Source organism: Faecalispora jeddahensis, from assembly GCF_000577335.1.
Taxonomy (GTDB): domain Bacteria; phylum Bacillota; class Clostridia; order Oscillospirales; family Acutalibacteraceae; genus Faecalispora; species Faecalispora jeddahensis.
Window position 1 is genome coordinate 37434 of the sequence record NZ_CBYL010000018.1, and the last position, 26281, is coordinate 63714.

The following is a 26281-nucleotide window of genomic DNA, read 5'->3' on the forward strand; positions in this document are numbered from 1 at the left end:
CCAAACCGAAACCGCTTTTCCCGGGTACACTGTCATTAGCATGCCCGCAAAAAAGCGCCATCGCTGAATCGTCAGGCCAATTCTCCGTTTAAAATCCAGTTTCGGGCGGCCGTAACCCTAACCTGACAGAACTCACCGATCTTCTCGTCGCCGCCGCCGAATTCCACGATGATGTTGCCGCCGGAGCGCCCGGCCAAAAGACCGGTCTTGGAGCTTCTTTCCTCCGCCAGCACCCGCTGCACCGTACCGACCATCTCGGCGCAGCGCTTTGCCGCAATCTCTTCCTGCACGGCGAGCAGCTCGCGGAACCAGCGGGATTTCTCCTCATACGGAACCGGGTCCGGCAGCTCTGCCGCGCGGGTACCGATGCGGGGTGAATAGATGAACGTAAACAAAGAGGTAAACTCCACCTCTTCGATCAAACTGACGGTTTCACAAAACTCCTCGTAGGTTTCACCGGGAAAGCCCACAATAATATCGGACGTCAGCGATAAATCCGGGATTTTTTCTTTCGCGTAGGCAACCAGACCAAGGTATTTTTCCCGCGTATAGCTGCGGTTCATCGCCTTTAGAATCCGGTTGCTGCCGGATTGGAACGGCAGGTGCAGATGGTGCGAGATATGCCGGCTCCGTGCGATGGTGTCGATCAGCTCGTGCGTCGCGTCCTTCGGGTGCGACGTCATAAAGCGCAGCTGAAAATCCCCATCGATCGCGTCAAGCTGCCGCAGCAGCTCCGCAAAGCTAATTGCGGGAGTCAGCTCTTTGCCGTAGGAGTTGACGTTCTGCCCCAAGAGGGTAATATCCCGGTAGCCTGCACTTACTAAAGAGCGTACCTCTTCGAAAATCGCCTCAGGCCTGCGGCTGCGCTCACGCCCGCGCACATAGGGCACGATGCAGTACGAGCAGAAGTTGTTGCAGCCATACATCACGGTCACCCACGCCTTGAACGAGCCGTCGCGCCGGATGGGAAGACCCTCCACAATCGTTTTATCCTCACTGTCGTCGCCGCGCTCAAACACGCGCCGCCCGTCGGTGAGCGTGCGGAACATCAGCTCCGGCAGCTTGTGAATCACATGGGTGCCGAACACCAGATTCACAAACGGAAAGCTCTTTTTCATACGCTCGGCCACGTGCTCCTGTTCCATCATGCAGCCGCACACGGCCACGATCAGGGATGGATTGCGGCGCTTGACGTTTTTGAGCGCGCCCACGTTGCCGAACACGCGGTCCTCCGCGTGCTCGCGGATCGCGCAGGTGTTAAACAGAATCAGATCCGCCTCATCCTCGTCCTCAGTGAAAGAGAAGCCCATCTGCTCTAACTGTCCTTTGATTTTTTCCCCGTCCGCCACGTTCTGCTGGCAGCCGTAGGTGCGCACGCACGCCATCGGCACTGCGCCCCGGGCGCGGATGGACATAATCTGCGCCACTTCTTCAATATGCTCTTCTCGGGTGAATTCCCGCGTAGTCTGTTCCAGCTTCTCTGTCAAAAAGTGCGACCTCCTATGCTACGGTATCAGTGTATTATATCATATTTTCCCTTTTCCGGCAAGTAAAACACCATGGGAAGCGGCGCTGTTTTCCCATCCACAAAGAGCGGTTTTCCCCGCATGCAAAGACCGGAAGAATCAGCAGGGCCGCCCGGATCGGCGGGGAAAACTCCCCGCATCAAAACCCAGACGGCCCATTCTGTTTTTTGATCGTCCCCGTCACCGCGGGTGGTACATCCACGGAAGCATCCGCCACAGCCGGATGCGGCCCCGCAGCGCCCTACCGGTTTTCTTCCCCTGCACCAGCAGGCGGTCGTATCCCTCTACCCGCAGGTACCCGCGCACGGTATTGTAACCGAGGCCCTCGCGCAGAAGCACATCTACGCAGTCCATCACCGTTTCGGGCAGCTTTCGCTCCTCAAAGCTTTCACACAGCTCCCGATTGTCCGGGCAGCGGTTTTCGATCACGGCCTGAACCCGCAGCATTGCCTCAATCGCCTGAAAAATCTCGCGGCCCGCCGGGGCGGACTTTGCCCGCCACAGCTCCAGCTCGCGGCGGCGTTTGAGCGCTACCGGCGCTCTTGCAACCTTTGCGCCGGAAAGCAGACAGCAGTAAATGAACTCCTCGCTGTAGCCGTGGCTGCAGTTTTCCTGAAAATACAGCTTCTGCGCTTGCAGAAAGCTTTTGCGCAGCAGCAGCGCGGCAATATCGATACGCAGGCGGCCCTGCGCCATCTGCTGCACATACCAGGGGCCGTCGCCGCCCGCCGGTTTGCCCTTTAACTGCTCCGCGTTCGCATCCAGGCCGCCGAACACCAAATCCGCCTGCGCCGCCCGCGCCGCTTCCAGATAGGAGGAAAGATACCCGCCGTACAGCCGGCGGGCGAACACGAAGGAAAGGTACTCCCCCGCCGCCTTCTGCATGCCGGTGTTCAGCGCAGCGGAAACGCTTCCTTTTCCATTTTGAATCACAAAGCCCTGCAGTCTTTCTTCTTTGATATACTGCACCGCACGCAGCACCGTCTGATCCTCAGAGCCCATATCGACAATGATCCACTCTGCCGCAGCGGCGCCCACCTGCTCTTTGATAGAACGCAGGATTCCAGGCAATTCTATTTCAATATCCCGCACGGGCAGGATCAGGGAAAGCTCGGGTGCCTGCATCTGCACACACACTCCTGACATTTCATTTGCTATTTAAACGGCGAAACGCCTTTGTTTCGGCAACATATTTCCGATGTTCAGTATACCATATTTTGACCGGGAATAAAGATGTAAAAGTAACAGAAGCTTCCCATCTGCGTAAAATCTTTTGTTTCTTTTTCCGGTTTGTCTCCCGGGCCCACAAACGGATTTCCCAATAAACGCCGGGATGACAGGGAAGTCTTTGTTGTGCTATAATACGGAAGAAGAACTTCGGGCTGCATTCCATCCTCATCAAAGCACATCCTTTGGGCGATGGGAAGAGCCTTGTGGCAATCGTAAGAGAGCTGTAAGAAAACTGCCTCAAATTTGTCAGTTTTTTATACTAAGATAAAAAAAGGAACCTATGTCCCTTGAACATCCGGTCAAGTTCCTGTAACAATTGTTTGGAGGAAAATCGGAGATGGAAAAACAATGCATTCTGGTCGTGGACGACGACAAGGAAATCGTTCGGGCCATTTCGATTTATCTGGAAAAAGAGGGCTACGACGTACTGTGCGCATACGATGGTGTACAAGCTGTGGATTTTGCCATGAGCCGGAACATCCATCTGATCCTGATCGATGTGATGATGCCGCGGCAGAACGGTTTGGCCGCGATTTTGAAAATCCGCGAAACCCGCAATCTGCCGATCATTGTGCTTTCCGCCAAATCGGAGGACAGCGACAAGATTCTGGGCCTTTCTATGGGCGCGGACGATTACATTACAAAGCCTTTTAATCCACAGGAGCTGGTAGCGCGGGTAAAATCGCAGCTGCGGCGCTACACCACCCTGGGGGATATCAACTCGACGGCGCAGAACCTGATTACGATCGGCCGCCTGACCTTTGACACGGATAACCACACGCTCACAGCCGACGGCGAGCCGGTGCGGCTGACCGCCACCGAAACAAAGATCGTGGAGCTGCTGATGAAAAACGCCGGCCGGATTTTTCCGGCGGAAGAAATCTATCGGCGCGTTTGGAACGAGCCGGCTTTTTCGGCTGAAAACACCGTGATGGTACACATCCGCCGCATTCGCGAGAAAATTGAGATCAACCCGAAGGAACCCGAATATTTGAAGGTGGTGTGGGGGATTGGATACAAAATCGACAAACCATAAAAGAGCGAACCTGCTCAGCTGGATGTGCTTTGTTCTGAGCGTGAGCATTCTGTTCACGGCGGCCGCAGCCGCTCTGCAGACGTTTTTTTCCGGCGGGAGCGCGGTAGCGCAGGCCAAGCAGTCTTTGCAGACCGCTCTGGACGACAACCCGCAGGAAACCGTCGCGTTCCGCGAGGACGTCAGTCAGATCGTCTACGCCGCTTTGACTGACCTGGCGGACAGGGAGCAGCGGGGAAGCTTTTCCAAAACCTACCCGAATTTAAAATGGGAAACCTCGAACATTCTGCTGTTCGCTCAGGAGGATTCGCGCGACACACTGAGCAACACCGGCTCCACCGACCCGGAAAGCGCACGCAATACCCGGCTGCTGCAAAGCTACCTAATGGGCGCGCCTGAGGGCTACAATTACATGCTGCTGTTTGACGGCGACAGTCTGGTCATTGAGCGGGACGGAGTGCGCGTATACGACACCGACGCAATGATCGATTCAGACGGCTACCGCACTTATTTTTCCAAATTGGCCGATAAAGACGGGGAGTTCTGGGAGGAGTACTCCGATCTCTCCGATCTTTCGCTGGTAATGGTCGTTGCGCCGAATCTGCGCACCGACCGTGATTCCGCCGTACTTTCAGACGCGGCCAGTGAGCTGTTTTCGCTGCAGATGCTCTGGTTCGGCGGCGCGGCGGCGCTGGTGCTGGCCCTTCTGATGTTCGTTTTCTACCTGTTTTCCCGCGACAGAAAGGCAGAGGTGGACCGTCAGCTTGCGCAGATCAGCGGGGAAGTCTGGTTTGAAATCAAGCTGCTGTTTCTCGGCTGGGTCACATGGTTCTGTGCGCAGCCGTTTCTGGAAAAGGAGAGCGTCAAGGAAACGCTCTTCCCCCTGCTGCTGCTGTTCTGGACGCTGCTGTTCCTCCTCAACGATATTCGCTATAATCCCCATGTTTACCAGCACAACAGCTACCGCAGCACGAAAAGCTGGTACCTGACGCACCAGATGAAAAAGCGCTTCCAACAGCGCATGATGAGCAGTTTTGCCCTGTTTGCCGCGGCGGAGGGCGTTTTGTTCTGGATTTTCCGGGTGATCCCCTCTTCCCTCGGCGCATGGATTACAGCCGCGGCGGCAGCGGTTATTCTGCTGCTGTACATTCGGTATTTTGCCGGAATTCTCACCGACTTTGCAAGGCTGACCGACCAGATTTCGGAAATGAAAGCCGGCGCCGATACCCCGCCGCTCACATTCCGCGCGGAATCGGCCCTGGCCCCTGCAGCCGAAGACCTGAACAGCATTCAGTCCGGCATCAGCCACGCGGTGGAGGATCAGGTGCGGGCGGAGCGCATGAAGATAGAGCTGATCACCAACGTTTCACACGACATCAAAACACCGCTGACCTCGATCATCAACTACATCGGCTTGCTGCGGCAGGAGCGCGATCTGCCCGAGCACGTGCAGGACTATATTGAGATTCTGGCCGGAAAGGCCGACCGCCTAAAGAAAATGGTGCAGGATATTTTTGAGGTATCAAAAGCCAGCACCGGAAACATTGAACTGCACCCCGAGCCGCTGATTCTGCAGAAGCTGATTCAACAGACACTGGCCGATATGGAAGAGTCCGTCGCGGCCGCGCATCTGGCGCTCCGCCTCGATTTGCCGCAGGAGCCGGTTTATGTTCTGACCGACGGCAACCGGATGTACCGCGTTTTCCAGAACCTGATCCGCAACGCGCTGCAGTACTCGCTGGAGGGCTCGCGCGTGTTCATTCAGCTCACGGTGCAGGACGGCACCGCTCTCACGCAGATCAAAAACACCTCTCGCTTTGCCCTGGATAATCTGCCCGATGTGACCGAGCGCTTTGTGCGGGGCGATGAATCCCGCAGCACCGACGGCTCCGGCCTGGGGCTTTCGATCGCCAAAAGCTTTACCGAAGCCTGCGGCGGAAACTTCTCCATCAGCACGGACGCCGATCTCTTCAGCGCTGTCGTTTCGTTCCCGGTGATTCCCGAGCCGCAGCCGGAAGAACAGGAAGCCTCGCTGCAAAACGAGGATCAAACTTATTCTGAAGAGCAGGAAGCGCAGCCCGGGGAGCTTTGGCAGAAAACGCAGGAAACGGAAAATCCGGAGACTGTCAAATCGGATGAACCGATTTGACAGCAGACAGAAGGCTGTGCTATACTAAACCGGAAATAACAGGGGAGCCCGTGTTTCGGGCTGAGAAAAAGGAACCGACCTTTGACCCTTGACCTGATTTGGATTATGCCAACGTAGGGAGTTATGCTGACACCACAACATGTGATTCGGGCGGCGCCTTACCTGGCGCCGCCCGTTTTGATTCGCCGCGAACCGGACGATCCCATCCAAAGCAGGCGCCCCGGCAGAGGGGGAGCGCCCTGTACCGGTAACACAAGACAATGAAATAGCGAGGGAGCCCGTGTTTCGGGTTGAGAGGAAGCTTTTGAGCTTCGACCGCCAATATTGGGTTGGCGCCGTACCGGCTTGCTGTTTCTTTGTCTTTTTTTGCGCCCTGACGGGCCGGCTTACTGCTCCGATCAACAATATGGTTTCATCCAATCCACTTTGAAATGGCCTGATATAAGTACAATGATTTCTTCCCCTGCCTACGGCGGGGAAGAAATCATCCGCTTTTCAAGTGGCACAACTCTATTTGTTGAGGAGAATGATGTTATGAAAGAAAGTCCGCGTTTTTTAAAGCTTGTCATGCTTGCAATGATGGTAGCGATCGGGGTAGTGATCTCCCCCATTCTGCGCATTGAGGGGATGTGCCCTATGGCGCACCTGATCAATATTGTGTGCGCTGTTTTTCTGGGGCCGGGTTACGCTTTTGCGTGCGCCTTTACCATCGGGATTCTGCGCATGACGCTCATGGGCATTCCCCCGCTGGCACTCACCGGCGCTATTTTCGGGGCCGCTCTTTCGGGGATTTTGTACCGCCTTTCGGGCGGCAAGCTGATTTTTGCCGTGATCGGTGAAATCATCGGCACCGGCATCATCGGCGCGCTGGTTTCTTACCCGGTGATGACGCTGCTGGTCGGCAAGCAGGGCATCGGCTGGGCCTTTTACATCCCGTTGTTCCTGGGGGGAACGCTGATCGGCGGCAGCATTGCGTTCCTGTTTTTGAGCGCTCTGGCCAAGACGGGAATGCTCACTTCCATTCAAAAGCAATTGGGGGCGAAGGTGTATGACAAATCCCATAAAAGCAACATTCACAATGTCTGAGCTGCTGCAGATTCGGCACCGTGTGCAGCGTGAGAAGCCGCTGATCCACTGCATCACGAACCCGATCTCGATGAGAGACTGTGCCAACACCCTGCTGGCGGTTTCGGCCCGGCCGATCATGGCGGAATACCCGCCGGAGGCCGCGCAGATCACCGCACAGGCGCGGGCGCTCGCCGTCAATTTGGGGAACATCAGCGCTTCGCGTATGGAGGCCATGATGATTTCGGGCAGAACGGCTCTGGAAAAAAGCATCCCCTGCGTCATCGACGCGGTGGGCGTTGCCTGCAGCAGCCCCCGGCTTTCCTTTGCCCGCGATTTCATCCGGGAGTGCCGTCCCTGTGTGGTCAAGGGCAACAGCTCGGAGCTGCGGGCGCTGGCGGGTCTACCCAGCCACGCCCAGGGCGTCGATGCGGGGGAACAGGACCGCGTGACCGAAGACTCATTGGACGAACACATCGCCATGCTGGCGCAGCTTGCGCTTGATACCGGCGCGGTGATCGCCTGCACCGGCGCGATCGACCTGGTGACCGATGGCCGCAGGGCTTATATACTTAGAAACGGCTGCGAAACAATGTCGCTGCTTACCGGCACCGGCTGCATGCTTGGCGCTCTCACTGCCGGCTTTTTGGCCGGCGGAGAACCGCTGAATGCCGCGCTGCTGGCGGTCTCTTATTTTGGAGTGTGCGGCGAGCTGGCACAAGAGGAGTATCAGGGCCCGTCGAGCTTTTTTCTGCGCCTGATGGATCTGCTGCATCTGCTCACCGACCGGCAGCTCGAAGAAACCGTAAACTGCACTGTTTACAGCGGGAGGATGGAACATGCTTGACCTGACACTTTATTTGGTAACCGACAGCACCGGTCTGGAAGAACCGATATTCCTCGAGAAGATAGAGCAGGCCTGCCGGGGCGGAATTACCCTGCTTCAACTGCGGGAGAAAGAGAAATCCGGACGGGAGTATTTCGAGCTGGCGCGAAAGGTCAAAAGCATCAGTGACCGGTATCATATTCCCCTGATCATCGACGACCGGGCGGATGTTGCCACCGCGGTAGACGCAGCAGGAGTACACGTGGGGCAAAGCGACCTACCCGTTTTTGCTGCCCGCACTCTGCTTGGCCCGGGCAAAATCGTGGGGGCTACCGCTAAAACGGTGGAGCAGGCGCAAAAGGCCGCCCGGGAGGGTGCGGACTACCTTGGCGTCGGCGCGATTTACCCGACCACCACAAAGGTAAAAACGGTTTTGACCTCGGTTTCCACTTTAGGCGAGATTTGCCGCAGCGTTTCCATTCCCGTGGCGGCGATCGGCGGCCTGAATGAAGGGAACTGCGATATTCTGCGGGGCGTTCCGATCGCGGGCATCTCCGTCGTTTCCGCTGTGATGAAGGCAGCCGACCCCTGCCGGGCGGCGGCAGAGCTGAGAGCAAAGGTAACAGAGCTTTTGGCCTCCCAAAGCTGACGCCGATTTTTTCCCATCTGTCTATATCAGCACAAAATATACATTCAGTAATAAACAGGCGCGTTTTCCTTTTGGAAAGCGCGCCTGTTTATTACGATGCGTAATGATGATTTGTTATTCTTTGCTCCGCAGCGCCATCGCCACCCAGCCTTTTTCCTCGCGGCGCTGAAGAATCTCGAACTCCTTCTCCACGGCTGAAAGCACGTCCTGCTCGCGCGTATCGATGATCCCGCTGACGAGATACACCGCGCCGGGCTTTAAGAACTGCCGGATGTCACTGGTCAACAGGATGATCACATCCGCCACAATGTTCGCGGCGACCACATCGAACGTGCCATGCACCTTATCCGTCAGGTTGCCGTGAATCCCGGTAAAACGGTCAGACAAACCATTGATGCGCGCGTTTTCCACCGCGGTGCGAACGCCCGCCTCGTCAATATCCACACCGACTGCGCGCTGTGCGCCGAGCAACAGCGCAGCGATGGACAGAATCCCGCTGCCGCAGCCGACGTCGAGCATCTCGCAGCCCGGCGTTACATAGTCCTCCAGCAGCTCCATGCACAGGCGGGTCGTTTCGTGCGTACCGGTTCCGAACGCCACACCCGGTTCCAGATGCAGCACGGCGCGGTCGCCCGCATCGTATTCTTCTTCCCATGTGGGGCGGATCAACAGGCGATTGCCTACCGGCATCGGCTTAAAATATTTTTTCCAGTTGTTGATCCAGTCCTCCTCCAGGCAGGCACTGGTATCAATGGTAAAGGGAATCCCCTCTGCGCGGTAGCGTTCGCTCAAAAACGCGACCGCCTCCGACGGATTTTCTTTCGGGTCGATATACACATGCACCAGCGCCTTGGTGCGGTCTTTTTTCAGCAGGTCTTCATCGATCAAATCAATGTGGGCGATCTCCCAGGCTTCCTGCTCCAGATTCGAGTAATCCTCAATATAAATACCGTAGGGCACCACCATCTGGGCAATGTCCCCCGCCAAATCCACCGATTCGGCCGGCACGGTGATTGTCACTTCTGTCCATTCCATCTTCTTTTGGCTCCCCTTTCTGTTCTGCTCCTTATTGTACACGATTGCGCAGAAATTGTATAGTAACGCCGCTTTAAAAAAGCGATTCGTTCCTTCCCAGGCCAAGGTCGAGAGAAGAAGCTGCGTTTTGATTGGTACCGCAGTCATTCTGAAAGTAAATTGCCTATACATATTTTTCCCTTGCGGACGAATACATTTGACCATACACCCATGGAATGATTTGGAACAGGAATGGTGCTTTGCCTTATGAATAAACGCATTTTTCTCATCAATACATTGATCCTGACCGCCGGATCGCTTTTTATGCGGATGCTGAACATCGGCTACCGCGTATTTATCTCGGATCACATCGGCGCGGCCGGGCTGGGCCTTTACCAGCTGATTTTCTCCGTCTTCATCCTGGCGATCACCATTTCCACCTCGGGAATCAGTCTGGCCGTTACCCGGCTGGTGGCCGAAGCCATGGCCAAAGACGACCCGGGTTACGCCAAGGGCGCGGTGCGAAAGGGAATCGCCTGTTCGCTCACCCTGAGCCTCATCGCCATGACGGTGCTGTACCTCCTCGCCCAGCCGATCGCAGACGTGCTGCTGAATGAGCCCTCCGCCGCCCGACCGCTGCAAATGCTCGCGCCGGGGCTCCCCTTTATGGCGATTTCGGCCAGCCTGCGCGGCTATTTTATCGCGATGCGCAAGGCCCTGCGTCCTGCCACGGCAGAAATACTGGAGCAGCTCGCAACCATCGGCATCGCGGTGGGGCTGTTTGCCCTGCTGGCCCCGCAGACGCTGGAGGGTGCGTGCCTGGTTCTGATGCTTGGTTCCACCGCCGGAGAAATGGTATCCTGCCTTTATAACGGGATTCTGTACCTGTGGGATGTGCGCCGCCTGCACGGCCACCGTGCGCGCGGGAAAGGGGCGCTGTGGGGCATTCTGCGCATTGCCCTGCCCTCGATGACCGGCTACACCGCTAGGAATATTTTAAGCGCTGTGGAAAACCTGCTGATCCCCACAGGCCTGCGCAAGAACGGCTCAAACGCGGTTAGCGCCATGGCGCAGTACGGCGTGATTCAGGGAATGGTGATGCCGGTGCTGTATTTTCCGGCGGCGCTGCTCTCTGCGCTGGCGGCGCTTTTGGTACCCGAAATGGCGGAGGCAAACGCCGCGGGGAAAAGCCGCGCCATCGCGCGCGCCACCGGGCGCGCGATGCAGATGACCCTGCTGTTTTCCTTTTTGATCATGGGGATTTTTCTCGGCTTTTCCCGGGACATTGGTCTGACTTTTTACAAAAACGAGCAGACGGGCATTCTGCTGCGCATTCTCGCGCCGCTGGTTCCCCTGATGTACCTGGACGGCATTGTGGACAGCATCCTGAAGGGACTCGACCAGCAGATGAGCTCGCTCAAATACAATCTTTCCGATTCCGCACTGCGCGTGGTGCTGATCTATTCGCTGATTCCCGTCTGGGGCCTGAAGGGTTATATCGTAGTCGTGTTTTTCAGCACGATTTTCAACGCCAGCCTAAGCATCCACCGCCTGATCAAGGTGGCGCGGGTGCCGATTCAGATGGTCGACTGGGTGGTAAAGCCCCTTTTGTGCATGGCGCTTTCTGTTTCGCTCGTTATCCTTTTGCTGCGATTTTCTCCTTTTTCTTTCTTTCTGCCGTACCAGTGCGTGATTCTGCAGGTATGCGTGACTCCGCCGCTCTACGCCGGTTTTCTGTTTCTGTGCGGCAGCCTTGGTCGCGAGGACATCCGCTGGATTCACTCCTTAACCGGTCACCGCCCGACAGCAGGCCCGGCAAGAGCAAATGCAGATTGACAAATTCTGCGCAACTCCCTAAACTGAAAGACAGAAACTTTGTTTCTGTGCATGTTGAAGAACATGCGGATCGTCAAATCCCGCGCAGGACAAAGCGGCAAGCGCTGCAAAAGGGGAAGCATTCTTTGGGATGTGACCCAAATTTGCGGCGCGGCTGCCCTGCGGGCACACAGAAGCACAGCAGGGAATATCAGCGGTTTTGCGGCTGTGCGGCGCTATGACGGTCTAAGAAACTTCATTTTTTCATTTCAGCAGAAAGAGGATTTTCTATGCAGACCTTTGTCAAACTGATATTATTTTTCTCCGTATACAGCATGATCGGCTGGCTGTGCGAGAGTATTTATTGTTCCATGCCCCAAAAGCGCTGGATCAACCGCGGCTTTTTAAATGGCCCGTTCTGCCCGGTATACGGTTTTGGCGCGCTGTTGATTCTGGCGGTGCTTTCTCCGCTGCTGGGAGTTTTCGAGTTCCCATTGGAGCTGATTGTGCTGTTTTTCACCGCGACACTGCTGACCTCCGTTTTGGAGTATGTGACCAGTGTCCTGTTAGAGAAGCTGTTCCACACCTCGTGGTGGGATTACTCGAACCATAAATATCAGATTCACGGGCGCGTCTGCCTGATGAATTCGCTGCTGTTCGGGGTGATGTCCACCTTGGTGCTGGAGGTGCTGCACCCGCTGATCAGCTCGCTGCTGACCGCCATTCCGCGCATCGTATCCTTCCCGCTGGCAGGCGGGCTGTTCGTCTACTTTATTCTGGACGGCACCGTTACCACCATCGGTATCCTGCGCATGAACGGCAAGCTGGCGCAGTTGCAGACGATACTGGATGAAATCCGCGAACGCACCGCCGCCGTGGCAGAAACCAACCTGGCCGGGCTGGAGCATTCCTTGGACGAGCTGCGCGACAAAGCGGATGAGCTCAAATCGGAAACATTGCTCAGCCTGCGGCAGGCACTGGAAGAACTACGCCTGAAAACGGACGACGTCAAAACAGAAAGCATTGAGCGCCTGCGCAACTCGATTCTGGATTTTGTCAACGACGAGAATCGGATTCGCCTGCGCATGCTGCAAGACAAGCAGGAATACCTGGAATCGCAGACGCACCCCATGCACCGCAGAATTATGGAGGCATTCCCCCACATGCGTTCGATTCAAAGCCCGGAATCTTTCCAGCGCTTTCGCCAGGCCGCCGCTGCGGCCCGCAAGCGGGTGCGCGGCTCCGGCAGCGAATCCGAGAGCGAATCTGAAGACAAAAAAGAATAAATACAAATTTTTTCAAAAAAGGATTGACATTCCTCCCATCAGACAGTATACTAAAAGCACAATAACATATTAAGTATATATGTTTAATTTATTAGCTGAAGGGAGCTGTCCGCTATGAAACTATATTCCTCTGATTTCTGCCAATTGGTTCGTTGTCGAATGTGCGGCTGTTCCCATATTGACAACGATAAATCATAAAATAGAAGAGGAGAATTTGAATGAGCAATCAGACAAAGCATCAATGGAAATTTGAAACACTTCAACTGCACGTCGGCCAGGAGCAGCCCGACCCCGCTTCTGATGCGAGAGCCGTACCGATTTATCAGACTACCTCTTACGTATTCAGAAACAGCAAGCACGCGGCGGATCGGTTTGGGCTGGCAGACGCCGGAAACATTTACGGCCGGCTGACAAACAGCACCCAGGATGTATTTGAAAAGAGAATTGCCGCTCTGGAAGGCGGTATCGCCGCTTTGGCGGTTGCGTCCGGCGCAGCGGCCGTCACGTACTCCATCCTGAACCTGGCGCAGTCCGGTGACCATATTGTTTCTGCCAAAACGATTTACGGCGGTACTTATAACCTGTTTGCACATACTCTGCCGCAGTACGGCATTACCACCACCTTTGTGGACCCGGACGAAGAGGGCGCCTTTGAAGCCGCCATTCAGGAGAACACCAAGGCGATCTTTATCGAGAGCCTCGGCAACCCCAACTCGAACATTATCGATGTGGAGCTTGTGGCCGGGATCGCCCATAAGCACGGTATCCCGCTGCTGATCGACAGCACCTTTACCCCGCCCAGCCTGTTCCGCCCCATTGAATACGGCGCGGACATTGTGATCCACTCCGCCACCAAGTTCATCGGCGGACACGGCACGACGCTCGGCGGCGTGATCGTTGATTCCGGCAAATTCGACTGGGCTGCTTCCGGCAAATTCCCGGGCCTGACCGAACCCACCCCGAGCTACCACGGCCTGAGCTTTTCCCGCGACGTGGGTGCGGCGGCATTTGTCACAAGAATCCGCGCGATTCTGCTGCGCGATACCGGCAGCGCGATTTCCCCGTTCAACGCTTTCCTGCTTTTGCAGGGGCTGGAGACTCTCTCCTTGCGCGTAGAACGCCATGTGGAAAACTCGCTGAAGGTGCTCGATTTTCTGAAAAACCATCCCAAGGTGGAGCATATCAATCATCCCGCTCTGCCCGACAGCCCCTATCATGCGCTGTATGAGAGTTACTTCCCGAACGGCGCCGGTTCCATCTTCACCTTCGAGGTGAAGGGCGGCTCGGAAGAAGCCACAAAATTCATCGATAATCTGCAGCTGTTCTCCCTGCTGGCGAACGTAGCAGACGTAAAATCGCTGGTCATTCATCCCGCCTCCACCACACACTCGCAGCTGAATGCGGAAGAACTGCTGGATCAGGGAATCAAGCCCAATACGATCCGTCTTTCCATCGGCACCGAGCACATTGACGATATCATTTACGATTTGCAGCAGGCATTCGATACGATCTGAACTCCAACTTATTTCTTTTAAACCAGCTTTTTCCGGACACTTTTTCTATATTCCTCCAATTTTGTAAAATAGTCAGAACCGGCGTTCCCTGCCATTGGGGAACGCCGGTTCTGTTTTGCTTTAACATGCAGAAAAGCGCGGGCCGCTGAACCGGCCCGCGCTTTTGATCGCGATATTGTCTTTGAATTCAGGCTTCGGCTCAAAAGGGAAACTCAGCTATCTTTTCCCCCGCCTTCGGTAAGGAATAGACGGCAACCGCGATTCCTCATTTTTATCAAAGATCCGATTATTTATAATACAAGCCCGCCAGCTTCATGTCCTTTGTAAAGGAAATGGTATAGATAAAGGCCTTTTTCTCATATTGGGCTCTGGCTACGGCCACGGCGTAATCCTCTTTGGTGTTTTTGTCTGAGGCGCCGGCAATATTGACCTCTTTGATCTCCTGAAACGCGCCGCCTTCACCGATCGCCTTGTACACCGCGGCAAGCGCATCGTCGGTCAGGGCCGACTTCATTGTGTCGTCACTGATTTCCCGCAGGGCGTCGCTGTCCTTTGCGTTGACCGCGTCGATCACCTTTGTCGTTGCCTCCTGAACCTTATCCTGATCAAAATCGTCAGAGAGTTTTTTCTGCCCGCCGCTGCATGCAGTGAGCAGTGCCAAACACAGCACGAGCACGGTTCCAAAGACAAACATCTTTTTAAGCTTCTGCGTTTTCTTCTTCATTCTCTGTTCCTCCTTGCAAATAAAGCTTCCGGGACAAAACGGCATAGGCCCCGGCGCACAACACCATTCCGGCAAAGATCAGTTCGACATAGGCCACCTGCATTCCGCCGCGCGCAAGCAGCGGCAGAACGGAATCCACCAGTCCGTGCAGAACAATCGCCGCGGCCAGATAACGGAACCGATGTCCCGTCTGAAAGCCGTTCCAAACGATCACCGTCAGGATCAGATGCAGCAGCATTGCGAGCACACGCTCAATCAGGGCCATGTGCAAAACGCTGAAAGTGTATCCCTGCATCAACAGGGGAATCAAAATCTGCCCGGCCTCTATCCCGCCGTGGCCAAGGCCGAACAGCAGCGGCTGCGCGATGGTGCATTTTTCCGGGCGAAGCAGAAAGCACTTGAACAGAAAGCGAAAGCCCTCTTCGAACACACCGGCGGAAAAGCCGATGAGCACCACAGCCAAAACAGGGTGCAGCGTGCTGAACATGGTAAACCACATGCTGTGATTCAGCAGCCCCAGCAGCGGGATACGCAGCAGCGGCTGTGAAACGGAAAAGCAGGCGGCTCCCAGCACAAACCACAGCAAATATTGGATAACCCTATGACTGCGACTTGTTTTTGGCGAATCCGGCATTGTCTTCCCACCTTTCTGCTCATAAAAAAACGCCGATCGCACTCTGGCTGCCGACAAGCCCCGCAAAAGCGGGACGCCGACACCAGCGCCGATCAGCGAAAAAAACGTCTGGTATCTCTCGTGAATCCCGGCGAAACACAACAGGGCGGCGGAACCCTCCGCCGAAAAGCCGGACACTTCTATCTATTGTGAAACTCCTCCCGAATCCAATCCACTGCCGGGTTTCTCCGAAAGATCATCCTCGTTTTTTATTTGCAAAAATTTTCGACATAGCTGTCCAGCGCAGTCTCGATGATCCGTACAGCTTCCTCACGGCCGCTGACTTCTTTAACGGCGGTTTCTTTATTCTCGAGTTCCTTGTAAACCCGGAAGAAATGAGACATCTCGTCAAAGATATGGGTAGGCAGCTCACTGATATCCTGATACTGATTGTAGGTAGGGTCATTGAAGGGGATTGCAATGATCTTTTCGTCGTTGCGGCCGCCGTCGAGCATCGAGATGACACCGATGGGGAAGCAGCGCACCAGGGTGTGGGGCTCCAGCGGTTCGGAGCAAAGCACCAGAACATCCAGCGGGTCACGGTCATCGCCGTAGGTTCTGGGAATAAAGCCATAGTTGGCCGGGTAGTGAGTCGAAGTATACAGAATACGGTCCAGAATAATCAGGCCGGTTTCTTTGTCAAGCTCATACTTTTTCTTGCTGCCCTTGGAAATTTCGATCACCGCGATAAAATCGGACGGGTTGATCCTTTTGGGAGACATGTCATGCCAAATATTCATTTTTGAAACTCCTGTTCACAGTATATGCAGCGATAAAGCTGCGATTTTTCATTGCAAAGCCGAAAAATATGATCAACGCCCTCCTCCGCGTTACTGATGCAGCGCGGATTTTTGCAGCGGATCACATTCGTCACCTGCTTTGGAAGCTCCAAGCTTCTTTTTTCAACGATTTTCCCCATATCAATCACATTGATGGTAATATTATGGTCTATTACCCCCAGAATGTCAAGGTTCAAATCTGCTTTTCCCTCAATCTTAATAATGTCTTTTTTTCCGAATTTGCTGCTTTTGGCGTTTTTGATGATCGCCACGCTGCAGTCGAGGGAATCGAGCCCGAGCAGATGATAGATTTTCATTGCGGAGCCCGCGTGAATGTGGTCGATGACGATTCCGTGTTCCAGACTGTCGATGTTCAGCATGCCGCCACCTCCAAAAGCTTCAGGATCAATGCCATTCGGACATAAACGCCGTTCTGCGCCTGTTCAAAATAGGCGGCTCTGGGGTCGCTGTCGACCTCCGCCGTGATTTCGTTGACGCGCGGCAGCGGGTGCAGCACCGCAAGGTCGCTTTTGGCCGCGCGGAGCTTGTCCGCGGTTAAAATGCAGCTGTCTTTCAGACGGACATAATCCTCTTCGTTGAAAAAGCGTTCCTTCTGAATGCGGGTCATATACAGAATGTCGAGCTCGGGCATGGCCTCCTCAAGCGTTTCCACTTCCCGGTACGGCGCGTTGTGCGCCAGCAGAACATCCTGCATGATGTAATCCGGCACGCGCAGCTCCTCGGGCGAAATCAGCACAAAGCGGATGTCGCCGAAGCGCACCAGGGATTTCATGAGCGAATGCACCGTGCGCCCGAATTTCAAATCCCCGCACAGACCGATGGTCATTTGATCCAGGCGCCCCCTTTTGCGGCGGATCGTCATTAAATCCGTCAGCGTCTGGGTGGGGTGCTGGTGTCCGCCGTCGCCCGCGTTGATCACCGGAATGCCGGAATAATGCGACGCCACCAGCGGCGCGCCCTCTTTGGGGTGACGCATGGCACAAATATCCGCATAGCACGAAACCGCGCGGATGGTATCCGCTACACTTTCCCCTTTGCTCACCGAGCTGCTCTCCGCAGAGGCGAAGCCCAACACGCTGCCGCCAAGACGCAGCATCGCCGATTCAAAGCTCAGGCGCGTACGCGTGCTGGGCTCGTAAAACAGCGTGGCCAAAATCTTGCCGCGGCAGGCCTTTGCATAGGGCGACGAATCCAGCGCGATTTGATCTGCCAGCTCGAGCAGCTCCAGCGTTTCCTCCACCGTAAAGTCCAACGGGTCTATCAGGTGCTTCATTCCGGTCTTCCTTTCTTTTCCCGCGCGCTCAAAAGAAGCACACCTTGAAAATCCCTGATCTTTCAAAGTGTGCCTGTTCTGTGCTATTGTTTGTCCGTTTTTCTTTCAACAGTATAGCGGAAAAAGTGACAGCTGTCCATACCCTGCCCGGGAAATACGCTAAAATTTTTCGGGCTGGTCCTTGCGCACGCGCTCCATGGCGCGGCCCAAATCCTCCAGCAAAACGGTAATCTGCTGGATTTTCTCTTCCCCAAACAGCTCCGCCACCGCGTTCACGCGTTCCAAAAAGCGGTTGATCGCATCGGAAAAGATTTTTTCCCCCGCCGGGGTAAGCGCCACATACACCACGCGGCGGTCGTCTGTGGCGGCCGTGCGGGTGACAAGCCCTTTTTTCTGCAGGGATTTCAGCATCTGAGACACCGCCGGCATCGACATTCCCAGCCGCGCGCTCAATTTGGACACCTTCACGCCGGGCTGCTCTCCCCGGCATTCCCCTTCCTGCAGACAGCAATGGATCTTGTGCATCATCATAAATTCGCCCTGCGGCACTCCCGGAATCTCAGGAATCAGATCCCTGGCTCTTTTCAGATAATGCAGAACCCCGAACAGCTCGTCCGTTCGATCCTTCGCAGACATAAAAGCCCTCCCCACCAGTTTGTGAACCCTTCATACCAATTTTCATAAAAGCAGTGAATCATGCCGGTTCTCCACCCTTCTTCGGCGGGGAGAGAACTGTTTTTCCCTTTTACTGCAGATTCAAATTAGTTAAGTATATGAAATAGTATAAATCGTTTTTTGCTTTTGTCAAGGAAGTGCCCAGGTTTTTCCAGTGTGAAAAGCGGCGGGAAATGAAATTTTTCAGTAATTTGTTTAGAATTCAGCCTTTTGGCTGCGCAGGAATAGATCAGAAAGCACTTTGTCTGCGGCCTGCCCGCCGTGGATTACCGCTTCCACCGCCTGGCAGATCGGCAGCTCCACGCCGTACTGTTCCCCCAGGCGAAGCATTGCCCGGGTGGTGGCGACGCCCTCCGCCAGCTCGCCGTAGTGCTCCCCTTTTACAAAGCGCTCACCGAAAGCTCGGTTGTGGCTGTACGGCGAAAAGACTGTCGCCTGATAATCGCCGAGGTGTGCCAGCCCGTAAGCGGAAATCTCGTTGCCGCCCATCGCCTTGATCAGCCGCGCAATCTCGCGGGTACCGCGCGACATCAGCGCGCCCTTGAGCGCCGTTTTATTCAGGCCGTCCAGCATACCGGCGGCAATTCCGATCACGTTTTTAGAGGCGGCCCCCACCTCGTTGCCGAGCAGGTCTTCCCCATAGTAAAAGCGGATCAGGCTGCCGGAAAACTGCTCCACCAGAAATTGTTTCGTTTCCTTGGCGCTGCTGTCGATCACCATGCAGTTGGGGATTCCGGCGGTGAAATCCTGCACATGGCCCGGCCCCACCCAAATCGCCAGACCGGTTTCGGGCGGGAGAAATTCCTCCGCCACCTCGGTCAGCCGTTTGCCGGTGGAGGCCTCAATGCCCTTCATGCACAGCACGACGGTTTTCCCCGCCATCGAAAGCTGCGACAGTTGCTGCATCAGCCCGCGCAGGCTTTGGGAAGGAATCGAGATCACCACGATCTCTGCGCCCTCCAGCGCCTGCTTTAGATCATCACAAAACAGGACGGCGTCGGAAAAAGTGACAAGCCCGTTGGTACGGGTCTGCCGCAGTTTGGAAAACTGCTCGCTGGTCGGCCTGCCGTAGATGGTAACATCCTTTTCCAGCCCCGAAAGGTACCATGCGATAAAGCTGCCCCAACGTCCGCTGCCGATGACTGTTATTTTCATTCGTGTTTGCTCCTTTTCCCATTCCCAAATCTCTGGCCCGCCGCCCTGCCGGGCAGCTCGAACCATAACTTTATTTATCATAGGGCCTTTGCGTTGTGTTGTCAATCAAAGCCTTCGCCGTCAAAACGCCGCGCAGCCACAAAATTGTATGATCATTTTGCTTGTGGCGTCCGCCGCATGTTCTTTGAATAAGCTGAGGCTTGCTGTAAAGCCTGTGTGCAAAGTGCTCCCGAAAGCATTTTCTCCAAAACAACGCCGCTCATTCCGGTCAAATGGGACGATACCCGCCCTGCGGCAGCCGCGCAATCAGCAAAATCCCGCTCAGGGTATCGGTACGTACCGCGTTTTCTATTTCTGCCGCAATGCCGGGAAGCGCGGCGGCCAAATATTCCGCCGTGCGCTGGCGCAGCGAAAGAGCGAAGCTCATCTTCTCAAACGCCGCCTGCAGCAGCGGCAGAAGCTCTGATTTTCCCCGGCCGTTCAGCTTTTCTTTTAAATCAGCCAAATCCCCCGCCGAAAGGCGTAACGAATAGAAATTTTTCCCGCACAGCACGCACCCAAGCGCCGCCGTCAGCACCGGCCCGCACAGATTCAGCGGGAGTTCCCGGTAATCCACCGGCAGCCCGCACAGCAGCGTATGGATTGCCATCGGCGAAAAGCAGGTGCAAAACTGGTTTTCACAGTCCACACGCTCTGTATATTCCCGGATAAACTCGATCCCGGCCAGATCGGTCACCGGGTGCAGCAGCGGGTAATCCGCCGTAATGTGAATCTGCTGCGCACCGAACTGCGGCCGGTACACCTGAAAAAATCCGTTAATGCCGTCCTCCACGGTCGAGCGGTAAAACACGTTCGGCGTTTCCATCAGCCTGCGGACAAGGCCGGCGTGAAAGAGCTTTGTTGTTTTCAGCATCCGGTCAATTTTTTTGCCCCCGCGCACAAACAGAGCCTCGGCTCCTTCATTGATCAGCGCCAGAGCGGCGTCCTCTGCGTTCTCGTATTCCTTCAGACCGACGCCGATCGTAAACAGCACCGATTCCAAGATTCCCTCCGCGTCTTCCACGCGGATAGAGCTGCTCTCCATCCCGTTATAAAGCTGTGTCTGCCGCGCCAGAACAGAAAGACAGTCCATCTGCACCGCTTCGATCTGCGGTGCGGTAAGCACCTCCGTCAGGTAGGCCTGCTCCAGCAGGGAAGAAAGATAGTGCTCGCCGCTGAGCAGCGAGCGGTCGATCCTGCTGATCCGTTCAAGAGAGTCCATCTTCATCCTCCTCTTCGGGCGCTTCGCTGTCAAAATCCGCGGGGCGGCCCCAGCGCAGATTTTCTGCCAGGCGGTACAGCTCCCTCCCGGCCAAAAGCTCCAGAGAGCCTCCGCAGGGGCCGTCGTATGCCTTCTTCATAAAATCGATCAGCTCGTCGTCGCTGAAACGATTCTCCGTTTCGTTTTTATAATAATAGAACAGCTCCACCAGTTCGTGGAGCGTGGATTCATAATTTTGGCCCATCAGGTACGGGGAATCGCAGAAAGCGTAAATCAGCTTTTGAATGACTCCGCCGCCAAATTCGATTCTGCCCGCGGTTTTCAGCGCGAACGCCCGGGTCTCCACAAGATGCGCCGCCTGCCGCTCCGTCAGCTCCAGGCCAAAGCGGGCGGTCATATCGTTGCATTTCATGATTTCCCCGATTGCCTGCCTCTGGATCAGCCCCTGATTCAAAAATCCCAACTCAAATCCCAAAACGCATCATTCCTCCCTCAGCAGCAGCACGGTGCTTCGCACCGCCTGATGAACAACAGACTGACAAAACTCTTCCTCATCCTCAATCACGCGGCGGCCCGAAATATAATTGGAGATTTCCCCGATGAGGTAACAGTGTACAAAATGAACGGCCTCCTCCAGCTTTCCGGCGTCAGCCGACCGACCGGACAGTTCCCGCCAGATTTGCGCGACCGCACGGTTCATCTGCTCCCGGGCCGCCGCCACGGCCAGCGTATTGCTTTCGGGGCGCTGCTCCCCCAAATACTCGAGCCACGCCAGCCGGAACCAGCCGGTGTTATCTAAATACACGCGCACCACGGCGTAAAAAAACGCCTGCAATTTATACTTGGGCGCAAGCGCGGCGGCCGCCACGGTGCCGATCTGTGCCGACATCCGCTGTATGCAGACGGTGTGCGCCTCCCACAGAAGCTGTGGATAGGACGAAAAATAATTGTACAGATTCGTATGGGCGCAGCCTAAGGCCCGCGCGATTTCGCGCAGATTCAGGCTCTGCACGTCGCGCCGGTTTCGCAGCAGCTCCAATGCCATATTGATAATCTGTTCCCTGGAAATGGGTTTCCGGCTAGTCACTCGTATTCTCTCCAATCTATTACCGTTGGTAATTACCGGTGGTAATAGATTGTATCACGCCTTTTGGCCGCTGTCAATGCATTAAAGGGGGGAAATCACTGTGCCCACAACGCGTTCTATCGCTTCCCTAAACAGGAGAAGATATGGTAATATATCCATAATATGGAAAAACAAAAGGAGTAAACCGATGGAAAATCAAATGCAAAGCGCCCTGCGGGCTATGTCTGCATGGTTGGCAGACGAGCACGAGCTTGGTGGGCCGCCCGCCAAAATAGAATGCGCGGGGGAATTCGATCTGCACGGGTACCATTACTATATCTTCAAGTATAAAAAGAACCTTCTCGGCAAATGGCTGCTTGGGGTATGCGGCGGCTACGAGCCCGGAGAAACAGAGCACTGCGGGCATGTGTTCAGTGAAATGGAAGCCTACGATGCCAAAACTGCCCTTGAAAAATCTATTCGCATGGTTGAAATGATTCGTGCATACTGGATGCAGCGGGCGCAGGAGGAGCAGCAAAAGCAGCAGACAGCCCCGCCTTATGAAAGCGAGGAGATTTCCCCGGAGCAGGAGCAGCGCAAGGCACGCTCGATCTCCATTTTGAAAGAAAAAGGAGTTCCTTATATTGAGCACCTGCCTGTCATTGAATCGGTAATTACGCCGCGCACCCCGCAGGAAATTGCAAAACGCGCCATTGCCTGCCTGATTACCATACAGGTGGCCTGCGACATATCCCGCGGCGAGGATGTGAAGAAATCCCAGGAATTTTTTCAGCAGATGCTGGAGACCTATGGAGTTGCGGACGAATTGACCCCCAAGGAGCAGATGTTCTTCTCCGGCAAGCCAAGCAATCAGGATGCGGTGAACATGGCCTGGAAGTACGAAGCTTATTGGCCGCTGATTTGGGCGCTGGGTCTGGTGGACAGCCTGGAATATCCCGATCAGATCTGTGACTGCGATTTTGCGATAGAAGCGGTAAGCTCCTGCGGCAGCTTCGAGGAATTGATGGAGAGTGCCCGGCCCCGGGAAATGAGCGAAATTCTGGATGAAGCCGATTTGATTTTCCGGTATGACTGGGCCTGCGTCAATGCCCGTCTTCACGGCAGGGAGGCGCCCGCAGGGTTGGATTCCGGCGTAGTAATGGAACGCCATTGGGGGCTAAACTGGCTGATTGGCAAAAATTCAGATAACGATGAATGGGACACGGTTTCAACCGATACCTGAAAACGAAACATGAGAGCAGGCGTTCTAATTGTTGATGTCGCTTTTCCCTTGAAAATTGCCTGGCTGAAAAGAAATCATAGTAATGTGGTAGGATTTTATTGCAAAACGATCCGCACTTGCTGTATGATTAAGAGAATCAATGACCAGGAGGGAAACACAGCATGAGGGACGAAACCAAATGTATCCACTGCGGGTATACCCCGAAAAATTCAGAGCCGAAGATGGTTCCGATCGTTCAAAGCACGACTTATGTGTTTGATTCAACGCAGGAGGTCGGTGACGTATTCGACGAACCGACCAAAGCCCTGATTTACTCGCGCTTCGCCAACCCCACTGTGATGGCGGTCGAGCAGAAAATCGCTGATTTGGAGGGCGGCATCGGCGCGATGTGCACCTCTTCCGGTCAGGCCGCCACGCTGCTCGCCATTTTAAACCTGTGCAAGGTGGGCGGCAGCTTCATCAGCACCTCTCAGATTTACGGCGGAACCGTGAACCTGTTTGCCGTCACCCTGAAAAATTACGGGATCGAGTGCATTTTTGTGGACGCCGACGCCGACGAGGAAACCATCGGCGCCGCGGTACGGGAAAACACCAGGCTGATTTTCGGCGAAACGATCGCAAACCCGGCCCTGAGTGTGCTGGACATCGAAAAGTTCGCACGGATCGCACACAGCCACAAAATCCCCCTGATCATGGACAATACCTTTGCCACCCCGATTCTGTGCAAGCCGTTTGAGTTCGGCGCCGATATCGTGGTGCATTCCACCTCGAAATACATGGACGGCCACGCGGTGCAGGTAGGCGGCGTGATTGTCGATTCCGGCAATTTCGACTGGACCAACGGCAAATTCCCGGAGTTTACCGAGCCGGACGAATCGTACCACGGCATTACTTATGTGGGGAACTACGGCAAGGCCGCCTATATTATCAAGGCCAGAATGCAGCTGATGCGCGACTACGGCGCCTACCCGGCGGCAAATTCCGCGTTTCTTTTGAACCTTGGCCTCGAAACGCTTGCCGTGCGGATGGAGCGCTACTGCAAAAACGCGCTGGAGGTGGCAAACTATCTCGCGGCCTCCGACAAGATTGAAAAGGTGATCTACCCGGGGCTGGAGAGCGACAAGTATTACCCGCTTGCAAAGAAGTACCTGAAGGGAACGAGCGGCGTGATTTCGTTCATCATCAAGGGCGGAAAGGACAACGCCGTCAAATTCATGGACGGCCTGAAGCTCGCTTCCATTGAAGTGCATGTGGCGGATATCCGCACCTGCGTGCTGCACCCCGCCAGCGCCACACACCGCCAGCTGACCGAAGAACAGCTGTTTGCCGCGGGCATCAACCCCGGTATGATCCGCTTCTCCGTCGGTCTGGAAAGCGTTGAGGATATTATTGAAGATATTGAGCAGAGCCTGAGCAAAGTGTAAGCGCTGCTGCACCATACACTTGCGGCGAACTGCCGCAGGCGGAACAGAGTAAAAGAAGCTATTCAACATTTCTCTTCAAAATGTTGAAAAGCTTCTTTCCTTTTAACCTGCGCTCGGTACGATCCTTATTTTACCTGCAGAGCCTGACGAATCCGATCGATCAGCTCTGCATTCTTTTTCTCATCAAAATAAACCTGATCGGGGTTCATAGCAAACGTTCCGCCCCATTCGGCGCCGCCGCGGTACTTCGGCACCAGATGAAAATGCAGGTGGTGCCCGGTGTCCCCATACGCGCCGTAATTGATCTTTTCGGGGTGAAATACCTCATGCAGCGCCTTAGCCACACGATTGACCTCGGCAAAATAGGCGTTTCTCTCTTCATCTGAAAGCTCAATCATCTCGCTCACATGCTTTTTATGGGCCACGACCACCCGGCCCTCGTGACTCTGCTCTTTAAACAAATACACCTTCGACGTTTCCAGCTCGCAGATCTTGATTCCGAACTTGTCCAGCAGTTCGCCTTCTACACAGTATGCGCACGTTGCATCCATTTGATTTGCTCCTTTTGTTTTGTATTGTAATACCGATATCCTATCAAAAGCATTTACGATTTCTCCGCACTTTTGGCGGGGAGAAGGCAATGCTTTTCCTTACAGATTCGCATCACGCCGCTTGAAAAAATTGGACTATTTGAAAGTTTTTTCGCTCTTGCCAAATCAGGCAGTTATTTCCTTTTTCGAATCAATTATAAATCGGAAGCAACCCCGCGTCAACTAAAATGCAATGATTTATTGGATTCTTTGCAATGATTTCCGTTCATTCTTTTTTCTTCGCTTTTTCAAAGGCTGCCTGCACGGGATGTGACTTTTCATACTGGTTGATCTGTGCCAGCAGCTCTGCGATCTGGCCACCGACCATCTCCATCTCCTGATGGAACACCCGGGCCGAAACCCGGAGCGCCCCATGCCCAAGAATGATCATCTGCTCCATACCGTCGGAGGTTGCAACGCGCACCCGGTACTGCTTGGCCAGCTCGTAGGTTGTTTTTTCAATATAGGCGTCGGCAGTTTCAGTCTGCTTGGTATACACCACACTGATGTTGTGGTACCGCTGCACCTCGCTGGTATTGCGCGGAACACGGTAAGCGTCGAATACCAGGATCACCTCGCATTTGCGGTAGCCCTGATAATTGCTGAGCAAATCCATCAGCAGCTTGCGCGCGGTGTCGAGGCTCTCTCGTGCCACCGCCTTCAGCTCGTCCCACGCGAAAATGATGTTGTAGCCGTCCACCAGCAGATATTCCGGCCCGGTCATGATCGGACGGATGGCTTCCCGCTTCGCAGTCTGTTCCGTGCCCTGCAAAAACTGCTTCTGCGGCAGCAGTTCACGCCGCTTGACCGGGCCGTACGTCCGCTCAAAAATGGCCTGCAGCTCTTTGTCCTGCTCCAAAGCACCGGTATAAGAGACAGACGGCCGTGCGGAGGACTCCGGAGCGCTCTCCGCCTGCCGATTCTCCCCATGGGGGCGAATGCCGCTTTCTACGTGCATGTAATCCCACACCTGATTCCAGGGGACGGAAAAACCCGCTCCGTGCGAACAGAAGATGGAATCCGCAGGCTGTTCCAGATCGCGCTCCGGATCATAGCCGATGGCGGCGATTACCTCCGCCTGATCGCGGCAGGGCTCGTAGCCGCGAAAAAAGCAGGCAAGCTTTCCTTGGCCCCGGGTATAGGAGAGGACCTCGCGGCCATAATCGCGCAGCCCCGCAACGGGGGCGCTGCCGGTGAGAAGCGTCAGCTCCCCCTCCGGCTCCGGGGGAGCACAGCTGCCCCCCATACGCTGAATGTCCGTCATCGCGCGGCCCACGTTTTCGGCGGGTA

General features: G+C 55.0%; 25 protein-coding genes and 1 riboswitch. Of the genes, 10 read left to right on the forward strand and 15 right to left on the reverse strand.

Going from position 1 to position 26281, the window contains the following annotated elements; translation table 11 throughout:
- Positions 1 to 71 precede the first annotated feature (71 nt).
- Both miaB and TY09_RS08605 read right to left on the reverse strand, forming a co-directional pair.
- Positions 72 to 1487, reverse strand: a complete 1416-nt coding sequence (gene miaB / locus TY09_RS08600; protein WP_042433134.1) for a tRNA (N6-isopentenyl adenosine(37)-C2)-methylthiotransferase MiaB — start codon at positions 1485 to 1487, stop codon at positions 72 to 74.
- Between the two features lie 219 nt (positions 1488 to 1706).
- Entirely contained in the window at positions 1707 to 2651 is a 945-nt protein-coding gene (locus TY09_RS08605; RefSeq protein ID WP_042433137.1) for a glycosyltransferase, read from the reverse strand.
- Positions 2652 to 3093: 442 nt separating this feature from the next.
- Between TY09_RS08605 and TY09_RS08615 the strand changes: the two genes are divergently transcribed.
- The 5 genes from TY09_RS08615 to thiE all read left to right on the forward strand — a co-directional run bounded on the left by TY09_RS08615 (position 3094) and on the right by thiE (position 8478).
- A complete protein-coding gene (locus TY09_RS08615) occupies positions 3094 to 3792 on the forward strand; it encodes a response regulator transcription factor (RefSeq protein WP_009061193.1) in 699 nt (232 codons plus the stop codon).
- Positions 3767 to 5938 carry a sensor histidine kinase gene (locus tag TY09_RS08620; protein ID WP_042433144.1) on the forward strand — a complete coding sequence of 724 codons (2172 nt, stop codon included), beginning with the start codon at positions 3767 to 3769 and terminating at the stop codon, positions 5936 to 5938. The genes TY09_RS08615 and TY09_RS08620 overlap by 26 nt, the downstream gene beginning before the upstream one ends.
- 30 nt (positions 5939 to 5968) lie before the next feature.
- A riboswitch (TPP riboswitch) is annotated at positions 5969 to 6075 on the forward strand.
- A gap of 397 nt (positions 6076 to 6472) precedes the next feature.
- Positions 6473 to 7024, forward strand: coding sequence for an energy coupling factor transporter S component ThiW (thiW, locus tag TY09_RS08625; RefSeq protein ID WP_042433147.1), 552 nt, complete (start codon positions 6473 to 6475; stop codon positions 7022 to 7024).
- The gene (thiM, locus tag TY09_RS08630) at positions 6987 to 7850 is read left to right on the forward strand and encodes a hydroxyethylthiazole kinase (protein WP_242841464.1); all 864 of its coding nucleotides are present in this window, start codon (positions 6987 to 6989) and stop codon (positions 7848 to 7850) included. The genes thiW and thiM overlap by 38 nt, the downstream gene beginning before the upstream one ends.
- Positions 7843 to 8478 (forward strand): thiamine phosphate synthase, encoded by a 636-nt coding sequence (gene thiE, locus TY09_RS08635; RefSeq protein ID WP_042433150.1) that lies wholly within the window; start codon positions 7843 to 7845, stop codon positions 8476 to 8478. Before thiM ends, thiE begins: the two co-directional genes overlap by 8 nt.
- Positions 8479 to 8592: 114 nt before the next feature.
- Here the strand turns inward: thiE and prmA are convergent, their stop codons facing one another.
- Positions 8593 to 9513, reverse strand: a complete 921-nt coding sequence (gene prmA, locus TY09_RS08640; RefSeq protein WP_035317004.1) for a 50S ribosomal protein L11 methyltransferase — start codon at positions 9511 to 9513, stop codon at positions 8593 to 8595.
- 246 nt (positions 9514 to 9759) lie between these two features.
- Here prmA and TY09_RS08645 point away from each other — a divergent pair, with 246 nt between their 5' ends.
- The 3 genes from TY09_RS08645 (at position 9760) to TY09_RS08660 (ending at position 14107) form a co-directional block, all read left to right on the forward strand.
- A complete protein-coding gene (locus TY09_RS08645) occupies positions 9760 to 11328 on the forward strand; it encodes an oligosaccharide flippase family protein (protein ID WP_242841465.1) in 1569 nt (522 codons plus the stop codon).
- A 269-nt stretch (positions 11329 to 11597) separates the two neighbouring features.
- Positions 11598 to 12593: a putative ABC transporter permease gene (locus tag TY09_RS08655; protein WP_042433159.1), complete on the forward strand. Its 996-nt coding sequence runs from the start codon at positions 11598 to 11600 to the stop codon at positions 12591 to 12593.
- 218 nt (positions 12594 to 12811) lie between these two features.
- Complete coding sequence (locus TY09_RS08660; RefSeq protein WP_042433162.1) at positions 12812 to 14107, forward strand: O-acetylhomoserine aminocarboxypropyltransferase/cysteine synthase family protein; 1296 nt, start codon at positions 12812 to 12814, stop codon at positions 14105 to 14107.
- Between the two features lie 286 nt (positions 14108 to 14393).
- Here the strand turns inward: TY09_RS08660 and TY09_RS08665 are convergent, their stop codons facing one another.
- The 10 genes from TY09_RS08665 to TY09_RS08710 form a co-directional block, all read right to left on the reverse strand.
- The gene (locus tag TY09_RS08665; protein ID WP_042433165.1) at positions 14394 to 14831 is read right to left on the reverse strand and encodes a DUF3887 domain-containing protein; all 438 of its coding nucleotides are present in this window, start codon (positions 14829 to 14831) and stop codon (positions 14394 to 14396) included.
- Complete coding sequence (locus TY09_RS08670) at positions 14806 to 15465, reverse strand: YhfC family glutamic-type intramembrane protease (RefSeq protein WP_042433201.1); 660 nt, start codon at positions 15463 to 15465, stop codon at positions 14806 to 14808. The genes TY09_RS08665 and TY09_RS08670 overlap by 26 nt, the downstream gene beginning before the upstream one ends.
- A 248-nt stretch (positions 15466 to 15713) precedes the next feature.
- Entirely contained in the window at positions 15714 to 16244 is a 531-nt protein-coding gene (locus tag TY09_RS08675) for an inorganic diphosphatase (protein ID WP_009064398.1), read from the reverse strand.
- Positions 16241 to 16663: an aspartate carbamoyltransferase regulatory subunit gene (locus tag TY09_RS08680; RefSeq protein ID WP_009064418.1), complete on the reverse strand. Its 423-nt coding sequence runs from the start codon at positions 16661 to 16663 to the stop codon at positions 16241 to 16243. The genes TY09_RS08675 and TY09_RS08680 overlap by 4 nt, the downstream gene beginning before the upstream one ends.
- Positions 16657 to 17577 (reverse strand): aspartate carbamoyltransferase, encoded by a 921-nt coding sequence (gene pyrB / locus TY09_RS08685; RefSeq protein WP_035317001.1) that lies wholly within the window; start codon positions 17575 to 17577, stop codon positions 16657 to 16659. The genes TY09_RS08680 and pyrB overlap by 7 nt, the downstream gene beginning before the upstream one ends.
- Positions 17578 to 17736: 159 nt before the next feature.
- Positions 17737 to 18213 (reverse strand): MarR family winged helix-turn-helix transcriptional regulator, encoded by a 477-nt coding sequence (locus TY09_RS08690; protein WP_009064433.1) that lies wholly within the window; start codon positions 18211 to 18213, stop codon positions 17737 to 17739.
- A 234-nt stretch (positions 18214 to 18447) separates the two neighbouring features.
- Positions 18448 to 19407: an NAD(P)H-dependent glycerol-3-phosphate dehydrogenase gene (locus TY09_RS08695; protein WP_042433169.1), complete on the reverse strand. Its 960-nt coding sequence runs from the start codon at positions 19405 to 19407 to the stop codon at positions 18448 to 18450.
- A 268-nt stretch (positions 19408 to 19675) separates the two neighbouring features.
- Entirely contained in the window at positions 19676 to 20668 is a 993-nt protein-coding gene (locus TY09_RS08700; protein WP_042433171.1) for a DUF6179 domain-containing protein, read from the reverse strand.
- Positions 20655 to 21143, reverse strand: coding sequence for a DUF6323 family protein (locus tag TY09_RS08705; RefSeq protein ID WP_042433174.1), 489 nt, complete (start codon positions 21141 to 21143; stop codon positions 20655 to 20657). The genes TY09_RS08700 and TY09_RS08705 overlap by 14 nt, the downstream gene beginning before the upstream one ends.
- Positions 21144 to 21149: 6 nt before the next feature.
- Positions 21150 to 21755 (reverse strand): TetR/AcrR family transcriptional regulator, encoded by a 606-nt coding sequence (locus tag TY09_RS08710; protein WP_242841466.1) that lies wholly within the window; start codon positions 21753 to 21755, stop codon positions 21150 to 21152.
- Between the two features lie 187 nt (positions 21756 to 21942).
- Between TY09_RS08710 and TY09_RS08715 the strand changes: the two genes are divergently transcribed.
- A complete protein-coding gene (locus TY09_RS08715; protein WP_242841467.1) occupies positions 21943 to 22977 on the forward strand; it encodes a DUF4272 domain-containing protein in 1035 nt (344 codons plus the stop codon).
- Positions 22978 to 23138: 161 nt separating this feature from the next.
- Positions 23139 to 24401: an O-acetylhomoserine aminocarboxypropyltransferase/cysteine synthase family protein gene (locus tag TY09_RS08720; protein WP_042433177.1), complete on the forward strand. Its 1263-nt coding sequence runs from the start codon at positions 23139 to 23141 to the stop codon at positions 24399 to 24401.
- Between the two features lie 125 nt (positions 24402 to 24526).
- Here TY09_RS08720 and TY09_RS08725 read toward each other — a convergent pair whose 3' ends face one another.
- The gene (locus TY09_RS08725) at positions 24527 to 24952 is read right to left on the reverse strand and encodes an HIT family protein (protein WP_042433179.1); all 426 of its coding nucleotides are present in this window, start codon (positions 24950 to 24952) and stop codon (positions 24527 to 24529) included.
- 265 nt (positions 24953 to 25217) lie between these two features.
- Positions 25218 to 26281, reverse strand: a 1064-nt coding sequence (locus TY09_RS08730) for an NYN domain-containing protein (RefSeq protein ID WP_042433183.1), incomplete at its 5' end; no start/stop codon positions are given.